The organism is Streptomyces sp. NBC_00377 (assembly GCF_036075115.1).
Classification (GTDB): domain Bacteria; phylum Actinomycetota; class Actinomycetes; order Streptomycetales; family Streptomycetaceae; genus Streptomyces.
Map to the genome: position 1 here is coordinate 4,258,529 of NZ_CP107958.1, position 15,551 is coordinate 4,274,079.

Genomic DNA, 15,551 nt, shown 5'->3' on the forward strand with positions numbered 1-15,551 from the left:
TGAGGGGCTCATATGCCACTCATTGTTGATAGTGTAGTCGTTTTAATATGTTTTGGCCTAATATGTGACGTGGGGTGGAGCGGTCCCATGAGTGGCCCGAACGTCCTGCCTGAGGCCCTCGCGCCACACTCCGAGCGCAGTGTGGGCAGGAAGAGAACCGCAGCCATGGGAGCAAGAGGGTGCGAGGGTGGTGAAAACCGAGGCGTGGACGCAGGCAGTACGGCACCAGCTCGAACTCGGTCGGCTGCTCCCGCTCGGCGGGCCGGGCGACGGGACATGGATCACCGAGCAAGCGGCCGCCCGGGTCCTCGGGCGTGCGGCCGCCGCGATTCCCGGTGTTCGGCTTGAGTCCCTGCGCATCGGGTCTGCACCGCTCGAGCCCGTGTCCGAACCGGCCGTGCGTCCGCCAGCCAGCGCGCTACCACCCGGCCCGCTCACGATCGAAGCCGCCTTCGCGGCATCCCTCGGCCGACCACTGCCCGAAACCGCCGCCCAGTTGAGGAGTGCGCTGCTCAACACGGCCACTGAACGGCTCGGCCTGGCCACCGTTACAGCCGACCTGCGCGTCACGGATCTCCAGGTGGGCCCGGAGACGGTCGTCAGGTCAGGAACCTCAACGAGGGCCATGGAGCCCGCGCCGGAAGCGGCATCCGCAGCCCCAGCCGCGCGAAGCTCGCTCCCTGAGACCGGAACAGGACCCATGCGGGGGCCCGTCAGTGAGCTGGCGGGCGTCGCGTCGGCTGTTCCGGGCGTCGCCCGCCTCACCGCCGTGTTGGGAAGCCGCCCGGTCAAGGTGCAGGACCATGACGATCCACCCGGCCGCCACATCGAGGTCCACCTCGCGGTCGCCCCAGGACACCATCCACTGGGAGTCGCGCGCGCCGTCCGGGCCGCCGTAGCCGACGCAGCCACCACTGACGCCCCAGGCCCTATCACCGTCGCCGTCCTCATCGCAGAAACCGCGGCCTAGCCCGGGCCTAGCCCGTCAATCGCACCTCAGCGCATCCGGCCTGATCCGGTCCCATGTCTTCGGCCTCACCCTCGGCGCAGGCCACACCGCGGCGAGCACCGCCGAGGCTATCGCTGTGACCTGGGCAGACAGCGAACGAGCCAAGGGTAGGTTGCGGCCAGTCAGCCAACGGTCGGCCCCGTGGACTATCTGCGGACTGGCAGGGCCTGCCCGAGCTTTACAGGGCTGCGACCAGCGGCGTTGCCTGCAAACCAACGAGTTTCCGGAGCCGTTGCTGTACAGCAACGGAGTACAGCAACCACCGCAACCTCCGCTGACCGTCAACGTCCTTCAGTGGCCGACTGACCAGCCCACCAGGCTCAACGACCTCCCAGCCGAGAGTTCGGGACGAAGAGGTCCTCAGCCAAGGTCCCACCGCCACGCTTCTACCGACGCAGCTTGCTCTGGTCGACGGCATGGCAGCGTGGCTGAGGCCGGCGGGGGCGCGGGGAGGCACACGCGTGCGTGGCCGGTCAGCGCACCCGCCGTCGTGGTTGACTGTCGTCGGCTGAGGCTCAGACACTCCAGGGCTCCCAGCTCTGCCAAGGGACCTTCGAGGTGAAGGGACCGAGCCATGGCGTGCCAGATCCTGCGGGGAACTACGGGGCACAGCGGGAAGCGCCCCGGGTGCGACCAGGGCTCCAACACGACTCCACCGCAAATCAGCACATCAACCGCTGCCAAAGGACCCAAGCTTCCCAAGCTGAGATCATCAGCGCTTGGGACCGCTTCCTTCTTCACAGCGCGCAACAACGTGTGCTCAATACAGTCGTATGGACTGGACTGCACCTCTGAGTGCCATAGCCGGCGCACTCGCTGGCATCGTCGCGACGTTCGTTGTGGACCGAGACCGCTGGAAGCGTGCCCAACGAGCAGACGCGCAGACCGTTCTGCGAGAAGCCTTCGTGACCTACCTCTCTCACCTGGCCCGCGCGACAGAGAGCATGCGCTTCGCCTCAGAAGCTGCCTACGACACACCTGAAGATCGCAGGCGTGCAGTCCGTGCCGCCTTCTCAGAGTCCGGCCTGTTCGAGCAACGGTTCAGTCTGACGATGCTTGCCCCGCCTCGCGTGGTCGAGCTGGGCGTCGAAGGGTTCCGCACCGTCCGAACTCTGCGCGATCTACTCGCGGACGGCGCACACGTCACGGATGGCACCTTCCAGACCGCACAGCACACCTACTACAAGGCCGCCGTTCAGGCCACCGCATCCGCCATGCGCCAAGAACTCGGCATCCCCGAATTGCCCTTCGATCCTTCGGCGCCCAGCCACGACACCCGCACTCAGCGGCACCCCTGAGCACCACTCCAGGGCGCGCCCCTGTGAGTGGAACCCGGCCTTCGGGGCAGCTCGGCGCGGCCGGGCCCCCGTCTCAGTTTCCGTCTCATTCAGCGCCGTTCACGGCCGTTCATCAAGGACCGCGCGCAGAGTTCGCCTCACAGGCCAGCCGCCCGTGAACGCAGGTGAACGCCCTCGAACCGAGCCCAGCACCCCACCAACACAGTTGGAAAGCGTGTGGGGAGCAACGTACGAGCGCCCCACCCGCTTGACATGGTTGAACCGTCGTGAGGTGATCCACCCACCGTGATCCTCTGGGGGGAGAAGCCTTGTGTCGTACATGGCCGTGACGCTTGCTGGCGCCGATTCACCGAGTGAACACCTCCAGCTGGCCGCCTTCACGGCGATGGCAGCGGTCGTCTTCATATGGCTGGGGCGGAGGCAACGCCGCACCGGGCGCAGCCTGGTCGCTCCGAACGAGACGATGAGAGCAGGCGATCGGCTGATCCAACCGCCGCCGCCAAGCCGCGGCCACCGAACCGCCGGGTGCGTATGGATCGGCGTCGGGGGCATCTTCGTCTTGCCGGCGGTGTTCAACGTCGTGGCGGCGATCCACGAACTCATCGGCTAAGCATCCGGGCGGACGAGTTGGAGGATCTCGACGCCGAACACGAACGGCGACGCGCCTCCGGACAGCACAACGCCGGAGAGGCTGCGTGAAGAAGCGAGCCGGTGAGCACGGGCAGAGCCCGCTCCGTGTCTTCGTCCTGGACTGTGAAGCCCTCTCCCTGGCAGTGCGCGGTGATCGGAAGATGATCGCCTGGCTCGACCTTGCGGCGCGAGGGGAGGCCGAAGTGCTGACGTCGCCGATGACCCTGGTCGAGGCGTACGACGGCAGAACGACCGAACAGCGCTGGGACTGGGTGCTGTCCCGGCTCCAGGTCGCCGACATCGGGAACGACGAGGCCCGCCAGGCACGCCGGCTCCTGGCCGACGCCAAGTTGCACGGCCACAAGTACGCGATCGACGCCGTGCTCGCCGTAATCGCACGACAGCAGAAGGGACAGGTCACCGTCTTCACCTCGGACGTCGACGACCTGGAGAAGCTGGTCCCGGACACGATCGTCGTCAAGAAGGTGTGACCCGACCCGCGCCCCTCAAGGGCCCGCAGCTGGGATGGCACCAACCCGGGAGCGGGACATCCCGCACGGCTGCAAGCCTCGGACCCTGGCCAGGACAGACGCGCCAATCGCCCTACCTGACCGGGCTCTCATCACGCCGGGCCGCGACAGCCTTCGCAACCTCGGACTCGCTCCCGTGCGTCCTGCGCACAGTCTGCTGCCCTTCTGCTCACGGCCAGGAAACCCACGCCTCCCCGTCGTTCTGCTCACTGTGGAAAAAGAGTTGGGCTCTGCCGAACTGCGCGCTCAACTCCCGGCACAGGTAATCCGCGCCCGGTCGCATCGGCCGGCGCTCGCCGCCGAAGTGGTGTCGGTGCAGCGGGAGCGGGGCTGTCGGAACTGATTTCCCTGGTGATCCGTCTTGGGCAGCAAGGTCAAGCAGATGGGAAGCCATGGTGCAGGGGAAGGCAGCAGTGGCCCGGTGGACGCGGCGCCGATCCGGGCCTTGCGCTGCGGAAGGGAGCCTGCAACGGGGCCCACGGTGCCGGCCGACCTGGCGAAGGGGGCGGGTGCCCGCCGTGCTCGCGGTGCTGACGGCCGGGCTGATGGCCTTCCACCGGGCGGTGCCCAACTCCGTGGGCCGCCTGGGCAGTCTGCTGGAATCGTTCCTTGCGTGGCTCGGCCTGGCGGTCGCGGTGCTGCTCGTCCTGGCCTTGCTGCGCCGTTCGGCAACCGCGCTGATGGCGCTGCTGCTGCCGGTGGCGGCCTGGACGCATCTCTTCGGCGGGCTGCTCCTGCCCGGGGCGGAGCCTGGACCACACGACCTGGTCGTCGTGCAGCACAACGTCAGCGACGAGAACACCGACCCGGCGGGCACGGCCCGCGCCCTGGCTGACGCCGAGCCCGACCTCATCGCGTTGGAGGAACTGGTGCCCCCGGCGCTGGCGGTGTACGAGAAGACCTTCGCCCCGAACTACCCGTACCACGCCGTCCGGGGCACTGTCGGACTCTGGTCGAGGCATCCGCTGACCGGTGACCGGCTGGTGGACATCAAACCCCGAGGAATTGCAGAGACCTGGAGTCGCGGGCTGCGCACCGTGGTCCACACGCCGCACGGCGATATCGCGGCGTACGTCGCGCACCTGCCCTCGGTCCGCATCCGGGCGAGCGGCCTTGCCTCCTCCCGGCGCGACGAGAGCGCCGGCCTGCTGGGCAGGGCCATCGCCGCCGAGAAGCTGAAAACGGCCCTCCTGCTCGGCGATCTCAACGGCACCGTCGACGACCGTGGGCTGGCCCCGCTGACCTCACGGATGAACACAGCGGAGCAGGGCTTCGCGTTCAGCTTCCCCGCCGCCTTCCCCATGGCCCGCATCGACCAGGTCATGGCCCGCTCGGCGACCGTCGGCCACATCCGCACCCTGCCCGCGACCCGCAGCGACCACCTGCCGGTCATCGCCCGGATCACCCTGGGCTGAAACGCGCGCGGGCAGGTATCGGTGGGCATGAACAGCACCAGTACCGGCGCCACCGCCAGATGACGCCGCGCCGTAGCTCGTGCGCCGCGGCAGCCTGACCGGGACCCAGCCGAACCGTTCGGCGCTGAGCTGCACCGAGCGGTGCTCACGCTCCCCCTGTCCGTCGCGCTTCCGCCGGTACCGCTCGTAGCCCCGGGTCGACGCTCTTTCGACCGCACCGCCAGGGGCATTTCCGTAGGCGTTCACGCCGAGTACCGGCAGTGACCGCAGAGTTGTTCGGCCGTGGTCGTGTTCCGGACGGCCGGTCCAGTTATGACTCTTGTGCGATCGGGTCGACGACGGTGCCCTTTTCCTCGTCCCGCGCCATGGCTTGCCCACCTGGTTACGGGGTCTGTGTCAAGTCGTTCCGGCTGGAGAAAACCCGCGGGCATGAGGGTGTGCGTCACTGGCGGTGTCGGGGTGCCTGGCGTGGCGGCAGCGTCAAAGTGATTTGTCGGACCAGTTGCTGGAAGCAGGCCAGGGACGCGAGGGCGGGTAGGGCCGCTCCGGCCATACCGGTCAAGGTCCGGTCGGCCTGGGCTACGCACAGCATGATGGCGACGAAGGAAAACAGGAGAACGATGAACCAGGAATGCAAGGCTCGGCGGCGATGCAGAGCAGTTCGCAAAATGGAGAGCGACGCCACCATCCAGGGGCCATACACGAGAAGAGGCCATTGAGGGATCATCCCGGTCTTCGTGCCGGACGAGATGTTCTGGAGAGGCCCGTAGGCCACCATGCCGCCGAAGACGCTGACCATTGCCACGATGACGGCGACGAAGGCGACGATGACGAAGCTGCCGGTCTGTAGCCAGGCCAGTCGGAGTTTGCCGGCCCGCATTTTCCGATGTCCGGCGGAAGTTCGCCGGAGGGGAGGAAGCTGAGCGGTGATCTGCGCCAGGTTCTCCATGGGGTCGGTGAAGTTGCCGGACGACGGCTCGCTGCGAGGCGGCGGCACCACGGGCGCCTGTTCTGCCGGGACAGCCTCCTGCAAGAGGTAGGCCAGTTCCTCGACCGGGTCCCAGCCCGAGTCGGGAGGAACGAGTGGCACCCCTGAGTGAGGGGAATCGACAGGACCGCTGTGCCAGTCGGCACCCGGCCCGTATGCGTATGCGTATGCGTCGGATTGCCATTCACGGCGCGTGAAGGAAGGATCCGCATAGTCGCGATTCATGGAAACCCGCCCCGTCACACGCGGCCTGCGTGACAACCTGACTCTTGCTGATCGTTCCACCGTTGATCAAGCTCCTCCTTGGCCGCCTCCAGCAGCACGAGGAACTCGCGGAGCATGGACTGTACGCTTGGGAGTTCGACCAGCACATCCCCTCCGTGCAGGGGGCTGCGCGACCCAAGGGCAGAGTGCGCAAGTCCGGGCACGTAGGTGTATTTCCTCACTGTCGCATCACGGAGCGCAGGCATTTTATCCTTCCCCGTGCTGCGGTGAGGCAAGCCATGAGACCTTGCTTTCGTCATATCCCGCTAACGTCGCTCCGCCTCCTCCAGATGCGCGGCAAATGAGTGACGCAGACCCAGGGGAATCGTTAGGGAGAGCGTTTCTTAATTTATGGCACCCATACCTCCGCGGGTTATGAGTCGAGCTGGTTGTCTTCTCAAATCTCCTTGAGCAGGAAATAGGATTCGCTGCCGGCAAGGTCGTGGGGAGAGGTTCCCGAGCTCTGGGTGCGGACGGTGCTGACGCAGACCGTGTCCTGCGGTACGGTCGCGGGCCATGGCTGAGGGCGACGGTGTGCCGGAGAAGGTGGCGTGGGTCCTGGTTCGGGACGAGCGGGTGTTGGTGACACGTAGTCACGGCAGGGAGCGCTTCTACTTCCCTGGCGGTCATCGTGAGCCGGGCGAGTCCGACCGCGAGACCCTGGTGCGGGAGATCGACGAGGAACTGCGGGCGGCGATCGACCCCGGTTCCATGGTGCACTTCGGCACGTTCGAGATCGGCGAGGGGCATCCGGAACACGGCCCCTTCCGGATGATCTGTTACACCGCCGATCACCGTGGTGAGCTCATCCCGTCGCGGGAGATCGCCGAGAAGGCCTGGTTCCGCTACGCCGATCGGTACCGTGTCTCGGCCGTCGACGAGAGGGTCTTCGACGCCCTTCACGAGGCCGGGCGGCTCCCCTGATACCGTCACCGCGGCCGCGGCGCGGTGACGTCCTTTCGTGCTCGGGAGTCATTCCCCGGGGCCGTCCGGGTACATCTGGCCCGCGTCGGGCTCTGTCCGCATCTCCTGCATCAGGTGAGGGTCGGCCGCTCTGAACGCCTTGTCACCGAAGAGGGCGACGGCCAGACCCACCTCGTCCGGTGCGTACGGAGGGCGTTGGATGACGCCGCCGGGATGCAGCCGTTCCCATGTCGGCTCCAGACGCTCATGCCGCTCCCGTGCCTGACGGATCACCACTTCGCCCTTGCCGGTGGTGGCCGGCAAGGTGACCGCGGTCCCGAACCCGGAGGCGAACCACGTCATAAGGCGTCGGCGTCCCTCTGCCGTCGGCTGACCGGGCCTCCTGACCTCGATGATCTCCCGGTCGAGAGGCCGGCGTGAGGTGGTCGTGGGTGCGGATCGGGGCAGTCAGGTACAGGTCGAAGGGCCGGTCGCTCGGTTGCGATCGGCCCTTCGCCGTGTTCGCGGGCGGTCAGCGGCGCCAGGCGGCGGGGCCTCGGTAGGACGGGTGGGGCCAGTTCGGGCGGGGTGAGGGCCGGGTGGTGGTGGGTGGGTGGGGCAGGCGGGCCCGGGTGAGCAGGACCGCGGTGAGTGCGGCCAGTTCGGTGGCGTCGGGGGTGCCGCGTTCCACGGTGAACAGGGGGTTCGGGTCGGTGGTCAAGTCGTCTCCTATACAGGTGGGTTGCCGTGCTTCCGTTCCGGTATCGGGGCGTGTTTCGTGCGCAGCATGGCGAGGGAGCGGATGAGCAGCGCACGGGTCTGCGCGGGGTCGATGACGTCGTCGACGAGGCCGCGTTCCGCCGCGTAGTAGGGGTGCATCAGCTCGGTGCGGTACTCCTCGATCAGCCGGGCGCGGGTGGCCTCCGGGTCGGGGGAGGCGGCGATCTCGCGGCGGAAGACGACGCCCGCCGCGCCTTCCGCGCCCATCACGGCGATCTCGTTCGACGGCCAGGCGAAGGAGAGGTCGGAGCCGATCGAGCGGGAGTCCATGACGATGTAGGCGCCGCCGTACGCCTTGCGCAGGATCAGCTGGATCCGGGGCACGGTCGCGTTGCAGTACGCGTACAGGAGCTTCGCGCCGTGCCGGATGATGCCGCCGTGCTCCTGTTCGCGGCCGGGGAGGAAGCCGGGCACGTCGAGCAGGGTGAGCAGCGGGATGGAGAAGGCGTCGCAGGTCTGCACGAAGCGGGCGGCCTTCTCGCTCGCGGCGATGTCCAGGACCCCGGCGAACGACGACGGCTGGTTGGCGACGATGCCGACGACGTGTCCGTCGAGCCGGGTCAGGGCGCACACCACGTTGGCCGCCCAGCGGGCGTGCACCTCCGTGTAGTCGCCGTCGTCGACTATCTCCGCGATGACGTCGCGGATGTCGTAGGCGCGCGACGGGTCGGCCGGGACCAGGTCGAGGAGGGCGTCGTTACGGCGGTCGGCCGGATCGTCGGACGGTTCGTGGGGCGGGAGTTCGCGGTTGTTGGAGGGCAGCAGCGACAGCAGGTGCCGTACCTCTTCCAGGCAGGACTCCTCGTCGTCATGGACGAAAGCTGCCACGCCCGTCGTGGTGGCGTGGACGTCGGAGCCGCCGAGGCCGTTGTGGTCGATCCGTTCGCCGGTCACGGCCTGGACCACGTCGGGGCCGGTGATGAACATCTGTGAGGTGCCGCGCACCATGAAGACGAAGTCCGTCAGCGCGGGAGAATAGGCGGCGCCTCCCGCGCACGGGCCCAGCATCACGCTGATCTGGGGGATCACTCCGGAGCAGCGGGCGTTGCGGCGGAAGATGCCGCCGTAGCCGGCGAGTGCGGTGACCCCTTCCTGAATGCGGGCGCCCGCCCCGTCGCACAGGGCGACCAGCGGGGCGCCGGCCGTCTCCGCCAGGTCCATCACCTTGTGGATCTTCTCGGCGTGGGCCTCGCCGAGCGCGCCGCCGAAGATGCGGAAGTCATGGGCGTACACGAAGACGGTGCGGCCGTGGACCGTGCCCCAGCCGGTGACGACCCCGTCGGTGTAGGGGCGTTTGTGCTCCAGGCCGAAGCCGACCGCCCGGTGCCGGCGCAGGGGCTCGACCTCGGTGAACGTTCCCGCGTCGAAGAGCAGGGCGATCCGCTCGTGGGCGGTGAGCTTGCCGCGTGCGTGCTGACGGGCCGTCGCCTGCTCGTCCGGGCCGCGCCGGGCCTCCTCGTGGCAGCTGCGCGACTCGGCGGTGCGCGTGGCAAGATCCGGCCTTCCGGCGAGCTGGGGCAGCGGTGGGCCGGTGGCCGGTTCGGCGGCGAGGGTCATCTGAGTACTCCTCGGAAGAGTTCAGGGGTGCACGTCGGAACCAGCTGTAGGCCCTTCACCTTTACTTCTTCTACATGGGGAAAAACCGGAATGCTTCCGGCCGCCGAATCGGAGGAGAGTGATCCGCTGTCAAGCTACTGCCAACGCAGCACCCTGACATGCGATTGCCCTGGTGACAGAGGTGGGCGAGGGACAAGAATCTTATTCATCGGGGGGCGCTCACCGGGAAGAACGGAGAGCGTTCACGGCAATTCCGATGGGATATGCCACCCGTTCAAAGTCTTCTTTTCCGGGGTTCCGGAAAATCTATCCAGGGGGAAATCATGAAGGTTGGCGTTCTGCGCACAGGTCTTGTCGCCATAGCCGCCGTCACCGTGGTGCTCGGCGCGCCGGCCGCGGGGGCGGCCGCCCGGACGGCGGGGGGCCCGGCGGCGCAGGCGGCGGTGACGCTGGAAGACCCCAGCTGGGACAGCGTCCAGGAGGACCCCAGCTGGGACAGCGCGCCCGAGGACCCGAGCTGGGACAGCGTCCAGGGGGACCCCAGCTGGGACAGCGCGCCGAAGGACCCGAGCTGGGACAGCGTCCAGGGGGACCCGAGCTGGGACGGCACGTTGCCGCTGCCGTCGGAGGACCCCAGCTGGGACTGACCCGGCCGCGTGGGTAACCATTGTGTCGACGAGGCCCGCCCCGAATTTCCGGGTGGCGGGCCTTTCGTCTTGACCGGTGAACGTTGAACTTCTTTTCGCCGCGCGGGAGTGGCCGCTCGGTCGCCGGCCGGCGTTGCGCAAGGAATTTTCCATTCCGGCCCTTCGAATGCGGACAGCGCCCTCCATGGCGTTGTCCCATCGCGTCGTCTCCCATGGTGATTTCGGCACACCGCGATTCCGGCGCGAAGCGATCTCGAAAAGTTTCCGAGATCGCCGGACGCGTCGTCCCGCGGGCGGACACTTCGGCCGGAGGGGTCGGTGAGACGCCCTCCGGCCGGGTGGGCGGGTCCTAGCCGAGCTTGTCGACGGCCTGGTAGTAGGTCCAGGCAGAGGCGTCGCAGGAGGTGCGCTTGATGCCCGAGTAGGCGGTGCACACTCGCTTGAGGTCCGCGTAGAGGGCGTCGTCCAGGCGGGCCTTGTTGGCGTCGAAGGATCCCGCGGCCTTGTAGTTGCGGTAGCCGAAGTCGTGGCGCGCGCACGACGTCTGGAAGGGGAAGCCGAAGGGGTTGTCGGGCGACGTGGTGCAGTAGTCGGTCGACCAGTCGAAGCCGTAGGCGCTGTAGGCAGCCTGGTTGTTTCGCGCCGCCACCCAGGAGTTGTAGCTGCTCGCGCTGGTCTGGGTCCAGCCGCTCAGCACCTGCGGCTTGTCGGCGGGGGCTGCCTGGGCGGGGGCCGCCGCCAGACCGAGGGCGAGCGGCACGGCGAGAACGGCGGCGGCGAGGGGCGTGGCGAGACGGCTTCGCATCGGAAGTCCTCCGGCGGGCTGTGGGTGGCCCCGGCGCTGATGCGCGGGGCGGTGCACAGCCTGGCCACGGGGACTATGGCGCAGCCATATACGGATCAGGCGCGCAGGAAGGCGAGGACCGCGAGGACCCTGCGGTGGGTCTCGTCGGCCTGCGGGAGGTCCAGCTTCGCGAGGATGTTGCCGATGTGCTTGCCCACCGCCGCCTCGGAGACGACGAGTTCGCGGGCGATCGCCGTGTTCGACCTGCCCTCCGCCACCAGGGCCAGGACCTCGCGCTCGCGGGCCGTGAGACGCTCCAGCGGGTCACGCCGGCGGCGCAGCAGCTGACGGACGACCTCCGGGTCGACGACCGTCCCGCCCCCGGCGACCTCCAGCAGAGCCGACTGGAACTCCTCGACCTGGCCGACCCGGTCCTTGAGCAGATAGCCGACGCCGGAGCCGTCCCCGGAGTCGAGGAGCTCGGAGGCGTAACTGCGCTGTACGTACTGGCTCAGCACCAGGACCGGGAGCGAGGGCCGGGCCTCCCGCAGCCGCACGGCCGCGTGCAGCCCTTCGTCCTTGAAGTCCGGCGGCATCCGCACATCGGTGACCACGATGTCGGGGGTGTGCTCGGCGACGGCCGTCAGCAGCGCCTGCGCGTCGCCCACCGCCGCGACCACCTCGTGGCCGAAGCGGCCGAGCAGGCCGATCAGTCCTTCACGAAGCAGCACGCTGTCCTCCGCCAGGACTACACGGAGCGCTCTGTCGGCTCGCAAGGAATCTCCACACGCAGTAGGGTCGGGCCGCCGGCCGGGCTGGACAGGGTCAGTCTGCCATCCAGCACGGACACCCGGTCCGCAAGTCCCGTGAGTCCGCTGCCCCGTTCGACGTCCGCTCCGCCGCGGCCGTCGTCCCGTACCTCGAAGACGAGACACCCGTCCGCGTGCCGGCCGGCCACCTCGGCACGTCGCGCCCCGCTGTGCTTGGCGACGTTCGCGAGCGCCTCGCAGACCACGAAGTAGGCGGCGGCCTCGACCGCCTCGGGCAGCCGCCGCGGCAGATCCACCGAGACGTCCACCGGGACCACCGACCGGTCGGCGGCGTCGGCGACGGCCGCGCCCACCCCGAAGTCCGCGAGGACCTTGGGATGGATGCCCTGGATCAGCTCCCGCAGCTCCGCCAGCGCCTTGCCGGCCTCGTCGTGGGCCTTGGCGAGCTGGTCGGCCAGCGGGCCGGGCGGCGCGTCGAGACGGGCCAGGCCGAGCGTCATCGTCAGGGCGACGATGCGCTGCTGGGCGCCGTCGTGCAGATCGCGCTCGATCCGGCGGCGCTCGGCCTCGAACGCGTCGACCAACCGGACGCGGGAGCGCACGAGTTCGGTGACCTTCTCTCCCAGGTCGCTCTCCAGGGGCGCGACGAGGAACCGGGTGAGTTCGGCGCGGGCCACCGCCACGGCGCCGATCACATATCCGCTGAGCCCGAAGAACAGCAGGCCCGCGACGGCGACGGCGAACGCCTCGGGCCAGCTGGTCGCCGTCCACATCTTCAGCACGGGCGCCTGCTCGCCGTCCCCGACCGTCGCCATCAGGACCGGGGTCGCCACCAGCCCCAGGGGCACGACGAGCGCCATGCAGAACACCAGCAGATCGAGCGGCCACAGCACGGTCGCGAAGGCCAGCGTGTAGCCGAGCTCCCGCCAGGTCGCCTGCTCCCGGAACCGGGTGCGCCCCCAGGCCAGCAGCCCCGGCTCGTCCGGCACCCGGTGCGGCGTGGGGGCCGGCCGGCGGTCGACGAGCCGCAGCCGCCGCCGCTCCACGGCCGCCACCGGCAGCCCGGCCAGGGCGAGCAGCGCGAGCAGGGGTAAGCCGATCAGCACGACGGCCAGCGCACTGCCGATCGCCGCCCCCAGCACGATCGCCAGCAGCACCACGATGCCTACGGGCGCACTGCTGAGGAGATAGCCGGCGGCCCGCCAGGGCCAGCCGGAGAGCAGGTAACCGGAGCGGGTCAGGGCCTGCCACACGTTGAGTGAGCGCATGGCTTCACGGTAGAAGGCCCTTCTCTGCCGGAGCCATCCCTCCAGACCGAGGGTCGGGGGTAGGGCCTGCCCTACCCCAGGACTCAGCCCAGTGGTCGTGATCCGCGCGGGCCCGCGCGGTTGTCTGGGAAGCGACGAAAGGGGACCGGAGATGATGGCCTGGCTGACCGACCACACCCTGGTGTTCGGGACCTGGGGGGTCCTGGCCGCGGTACTGCTGCTGCCCGCCCTGGAGGCGGCGCTGCCACTGATCGGCGTGCTGCTCCCGGGGCAGACCGCGGTGGTGATGGGCGGCGTGCTCGCCCACCACGGCCGGGTCCCGCTCTGCTGGATCCTGGTCGCCGCGCTGCTCGGCGCGGTGCTCGGCAACGGCCTCGGCTACGCGGCCGGAAGGCGCTGGAACACCGGGCTCCTGGACCGCGTCCCGCGCAGGCTGCTGCGGCCCCGCTCCACCGCCCGCGCCCTGTCCGCGATCCAGCGGCACGGCGGCCGTGCGGTGTTCGTGGGGCGGTTCACCGCGGGGCTGCGCACCCTCGTACCGACGTTGTGCGGGGTCTCCGGGATGTCTGTCCGGTCCTATCTGACCTGGTCCGTCGTGAGCAGCGCGGTGTGGGCGCCGACCTTCGTCCTCGTCGGTTACGGCATGGGCTTCAGCCCGGGGCTGTGACCGCGGGGTGAGCGTGCAGTGTCCTGCCACCGCAGCCTCTTGCCATCGGGAGCTGATGACTTCCCAGGTCACGGCCTCGAAGAATGGTTCGGCAGGAGGCTACGGCAATCCAGCCGGCCCTTCCGACAGCAAACGTCAGTGAGTGGGGGACTCATGGATTTCCAACTTCTAGGTCCGGTGGAAGCCAGACAGGGCGAACGGCGCGTGTCCATGTCGGGGGCGAAGGTGCACACGGTGCTCGCCGCCCTGCTGCTCGCCCGCGGCAAGATCGTCACCGACGACCGGCTGAGTGCGCTGCTGTGGGGCTGGGACCCGCCCGCCACCATGGGCGCCCAGATCTACACGTACATCTCCCGGCTGCGCAAACTCCTGGGCCCGGACGTGGAGTTGGTGCGGCGCCCGCCCGGTTACCTCATCCTCACCAACGACGCGCGGCTCGACACCTCGGAGTTCGAGCGGCTGGGCAGGCTCGGCCGGGCGGCGCTCGCCGAGCGGCGCCACGAGGACGCCCACGAACTGCTGAGCGCCGCCCTGGACCTGTGGCGCGGTCCCGCTCTCGCCAACGTCACGACGTTCCTCGCGGAGGCGGAACTGCCGCAGCTGGAGGAAGCCCGCACGGCGATGCTGGAACACCGCATCGAAGCGGATCTCGCGCTTTCCCGGCACCAGCAGCTGGTCCCCGAACTGACGGGTCTCGTCACGGAGTTCCCGTTGCGGGAGCGGCTGCGGGCCCAGCTGATGACCGCGCTGTACCGGTGCGGCCGGCAGGCCGACGCACTGTCCGTCTACCAGCAGGGCCGGCGGACGCTCGCCGACGAACTGGGCGTCGACCCCGGCGCCGACCTCAACGCCACCCACCAGGCGGTGCTCGACAGCAGCCTCGACCTGCCCCGGCCGCCGGCCTCGGTGCCGGCGTCCGCGCCGCACGCGAACACCCCGCAGATCCCCGGCGGGCGGCCGTTCACGTTCGCGCCGCAGGCCGCGCCGCCCGCGATGCTGCCCGCCGACATAGCCGACTTCACCGGCCGTGAATCCGAACTCGCCGTGCTGCTGCGACAGTTGGCGCCACCGAGGGCCGGCCGGCAGCCCGTCTTCCGGCCGCAGCGCATGCTGATCACCGGCATGGCCGGGGTGGGCAAGACGGCGCTCGCCGTGCACGCCGCGCACGCCAGCGTCCAGCACTTCCCCGACGGACAGCTGTACGCGAACCTGTGCCACGCGGACGGCACCCCCAAGGACCCGGCCGAGATCCTGGTGCGGCTGCTGCGCGCCCTCGGTGAGCCCGTCGCGGCGCTCGACGGGCCGCCCGCCGACCTGGACGAGCTGGTGCGGCTCTACCGCACCCGCACGGCCGGCAAGCGGCTGCTGATCCTCCTCGACAACGCGGCCGGCGACCTCCAGCTCGACCCCCTGCTGCCGGGCAGCGCCTCCGCGGCGGTGCTCGTCACCGGACGGGCGCGGCTCTGCGCCGTCTCCGGCTCGCACACCACGGCGTGCGCGCCGATGGACCGGGGCGAGTCCCTCGCCCTGCTCGCGGCGGTCGCCGGCGTACGGCGGATCGCTGTCGAACCCGAGGCGTCCGCCGCCATCGCGGCCTCCTGCGGCGGGCTGCCGCTCGCCCTGCGGGTCGCGGGCGCCCGGCTCGCGTCCCGGCCGCACTGGTCGGCGACGCGGCTCGCGGACCGGCTCGCGAACGAGGACACGCGCCTTCACGAGCTGCGCTTCGGGGACCTCGACGTACGGCAGTCGGTGCTGTCCTCGATGCGCGGCTTCAGCGCGCGGGAGCACGGGCTCCTCGCCGAGCTGACGGCCCTCGGCCGCGGCCTGTTCCCCGCGGTCACGGCGGGGCTGCTCTTCGGGATCCCCGAGCACGCGGCGGAGGACTTCCTGGAGCGGCTGACCGACGTGTCCCTGCTGGAGATGGCGGGCGTGGACGCGTCGGGACTGCCGCAGTACCGCTTCCACGAGGTGGTCCTGATGTTCGCCCGCTCGCTGGCGGCGGCGCACTGCTGAAGCCCGGCCGCGGGCCTCGCAGCGTCCT

16 protein-coding genes are annotated in these 15,551 nt (G+C 69.6%); 9 read left to right on the forward strand and 7 right to left on the reverse strand.

Annotated features, from left to right (window positions below):
- The first annotated feature begins 190 nt into the window (after positions 1-190).
- The 5 genes from OHS71_RS19155 (at position 191) to OHS71_RS19175 (ending at position 4,882) form a co-directional block, all read left to right on the forward strand.
- Positions 191-970 (forward strand): hypothetical protein, encoded by a 780-nt coding sequence (locus OHS71_RS19155; protein ID WP_328480588.1) that lies wholly within the window; start codon positions 191-193, stop codon positions 968-970.
- Positions 971-1,782: 812 nt separating this feature from the next.
- Positions 1,783-2,307: a hypothetical protein gene (locus OHS71_RS19160; protein ID WP_328480589.1), complete on the forward strand. Its 525-nt coding sequence runs from the start codon at positions 1,783-1,785 to the stop codon at positions 2,305-2,307.
- A gap of 319 nt (positions 2,308-2,626) precedes the next feature.
- Entirely contained in the window at positions 2,627-2,917 is a 291-nt protein-coding gene (locus tag OHS71_RS19165; protein ID WP_328484567.1) for a hypothetical protein, read from the forward strand.
- Between the two features lie 85 nt (positions 2,918-3,002).
- The gene (locus OHS71_RS19170) at positions 3,003-3,428 is read left to right on the forward strand and encodes a PIN domain-containing protein (protein WP_328480590.1); all 426 of its coding nucleotides are present in this window, start codon (positions 3,003-3,005) and stop codon (positions 3,426-3,428) included.
- A 584-nt stretch (positions 3,429-4,012) separates the two neighbouring features.
- The gene (locus tag OHS71_RS19175) at positions 4,013-4,882 is read left to right on the forward strand and encodes an endonuclease/exonuclease/phosphatase family protein (RefSeq protein ID WP_443047169.1); all 870 of its coding nucleotides are present in this window, start codon (positions 4,013-4,015) and stop codon (positions 4,880-4,882) included.
- A 442-nt stretch (positions 4,883-5,324) separates the two neighbouring features.
- Here OHS71_RS19175 and OHS71_RS19180 read toward each other — a convergent pair whose 3' ends face one another.
- Positions 5,325-6,095: a DUF2637 domain-containing protein gene (locus OHS71_RS19180; RefSeq protein WP_328480592.1), complete on the reverse strand. Its 771-nt coding sequence runs from the start codon at positions 6,093-6,095 to the stop codon at positions 5,325-5,327.
- Between the two features lie 555 nt (positions 6,096-6,650).
- Between OHS71_RS19180 and OHS71_RS19185 the strand changes: the two genes are divergently transcribed.
- On the forward strand, positions 6,651-7,058 hold the full coding sequence (locus OHS71_RS19185) for an NUDIX hydrolase (protein WP_328480593.1): 408 nt from the start codon (positions 6,651-6,653) through the stop codon (positions 7,056-7,058).
- 48 nt (positions 7,059-7,106) lie between these two features.
- Here OHS71_RS19185 and OHS71_RS19190 read toward each other — a convergent pair whose 3' ends face one another.
- The 3 genes from OHS71_RS19190 to OHS71_RS19200 all read right to left on the reverse strand — a co-directional run bounded on the left by OHS71_RS19190 (position 7,107) and on the right by OHS71_RS19200 (position 9,374).
- Positions 7,107-7,400: a hypothetical protein gene (locus OHS71_RS19190; RefSeq protein ID WP_328480594.1), complete on the reverse strand. Its 294-nt coding sequence runs from the start codon at positions 7,398-7,400 to the stop codon at positions 7,107-7,109.
- A gap of 169 nt (positions 7,401-7,569) precedes the next feature.
- A complete protein-coding gene (locus tag OHS71_RS19195; RefSeq protein WP_328480595.1) occupies positions 7,570-7,758 on the reverse strand; it encodes an acyl-CoA carboxylase subunit epsilon in 189 nt (62 codons plus the stop codon).
- Positions 7,759-7,766: 8 nt separating this feature from the next.
- Positions 7,767-9,374 (reverse strand): acyl-CoA carboxylase subunit beta, encoded by a 1,608-nt coding sequence (locus tag OHS71_RS19200; RefSeq protein WP_328480596.1) that lies wholly within the window; start codon positions 9,372-9,374, stop codon positions 7,767-7,769.
- A 323-nt stretch (positions 9,375-9,697) separates the two neighbouring features.
- On the opposite strand from OHS71_RS19200, the gene OHS71_RS19205 reads away from it, so the two are divergent.
- The gene (locus OHS71_RS19205; RefSeq protein ID WP_328480597.1) at positions 9,698-10,021 is read left to right on the forward strand and encodes a hypothetical protein; all 324 of its coding nucleotides are present in this window, start codon (positions 9,698-9,700) and stop codon (positions 10,019-10,021) included.
- A gap of 349 nt (positions 10,022-10,370) precedes the next feature.
- Here OHS71_RS19205 and OHS71_RS19210 read toward each other — a convergent pair whose 3' ends face one another.
- From OHS71_RS19210 to OHS71_RS19220, 3 genes are all read right to left on the reverse strand, one after another.
- Complete coding sequence (locus OHS71_RS19210; protein ID WP_328480598.1) at positions 10,371-10,826, reverse strand: phospholipase; 456 nt, start codon at positions 10,824-10,826, stop codon at positions 10,371-10,373.
- Between the two features lie 95 nt (positions 10,827-10,921).
- On the reverse strand, positions 10,922-11,581 hold the full coding sequence (locus tag OHS71_RS19215) for a response regulator transcription factor (RefSeq protein ID WP_328480599.1): 660 nt from the start codon (positions 11,579-11,581) through the stop codon (positions 10,922-10,924).
- Positions 11,554-12,843: a sensor histidine kinase gene (locus OHS71_RS19220; RefSeq protein WP_328480600.1), complete on the reverse strand. Its 1,290-nt coding sequence runs from the start codon at positions 12,841-12,843 to the stop codon at positions 11,554-11,556. Before OHS71_RS19220 ends, OHS71_RS19215 begins: the two co-directional genes overlap by 28 nt.
- A 151-nt stretch (positions 12,844-12,994) precedes the next feature.
- On the opposite strand from OHS71_RS19220, the gene OHS71_RS19225 reads away from it, so the two are divergent.
- Together OHS71_RS19225 and OHS71_RS19230 are read left to right on the forward strand one after the other, a co-directional pair.
- Positions 12,995-13,510 carry a DedA family protein gene (locus OHS71_RS19225; protein WP_328480601.1) on the forward strand — a complete coding sequence of 172 codons (516 nt, stop codon included), beginning with the start codon at positions 12,995-12,997 and terminating at the stop codon, positions 13,508-13,510.
- A 177-nt stretch (positions 13,511-13,687) separates the two neighbouring features.
- Positions 13,688-15,523, forward strand: a complete 1,836-nt coding sequence (locus tag OHS71_RS19230; protein WP_328480602.1) for an AfsR/SARP family transcriptional regulator — start codon at positions 13,688-13,690, stop codon at positions 15,521-15,523.
- Positions 15,524-15,551 lie beyond the last annotated feature (28 nt).

Coding starts and splice junctions, on each gene's coding strand:
- OHS71_RS19210 (WP_328480598.1), bottom strand. CDS start 10,826: ATGCGAAGCCGTCTCGCCACGCCCCTCGCCGCCGCCGTTCTCGCCGTG.
- OHS71_RS19175 (WP_443047169.1), top strand. CDS start 4,013: ATGGCCTTCCACCGGGCGGTGCCCAACTCCGTGGGCCGCCTGGGCAGT.
- OHS71_RS19225 (WP_328480601.1), top strand. CDS start 12,995: ATGATGGCCTGGCTGACCGACCACACCCTGGTGTTCGGGACCTGGGGG.
- OHS71_RS19220 (WP_328480600.1), bottom strand. CDS start 12,843: ATGCGCTCACTCAACGTGTGGCAGGCCCTGACCCGCTCCGGTTACCTG.
- OHS71_RS19205 (WP_328480597.1), top strand. CDS start 9,698: ATGAAGGTTGGCGTTCTGCGCACAGGTCTTGTCGCCATAGCCGCCGTC.
- OHS71_RS19200 (WP_328480596.1), bottom strand. CDS start 9,374: ATGACCCTCGCCGCCGAACCGGCCACCGGCCCACCGCTGCCCCAGCTC.
- OHS71_RS19165 (WP_328484567.1), top strand. CDS start 2,627: ATGGCCGTGACGCTTGCTGGCGCCGATTCACCGAGTGAACACCTCCAG.
- OHS71_RS19180 (WP_328480592.1), bottom strand. CDS start 6,095: ATGAATCGCGACTATGCGGATCCTTCCTTCACGCGCCGTGAATGGCAA.
- OHS71_RS19160 (WP_328480589.1), top strand. CDS start 1,783: ATGGACTGGACTGCACCTCTGAGTGCCATAGCCGGCGCACTCGCTGGC.
- OHS71_RS19190 (WP_328480594.1), bottom strand. CDS start 7,400: ATGACGTGGTTCGCCTCCGGGTTCGGGACCGCGGTCACCTTGCCGGCC.
- OHS71_RS19185 (WP_328480593.1), top strand. CDS start 6,651: ATGGCTGAGGGCGACGGTGTGCCGGAGAAGGTGGCGTGGGTCCTGGTT.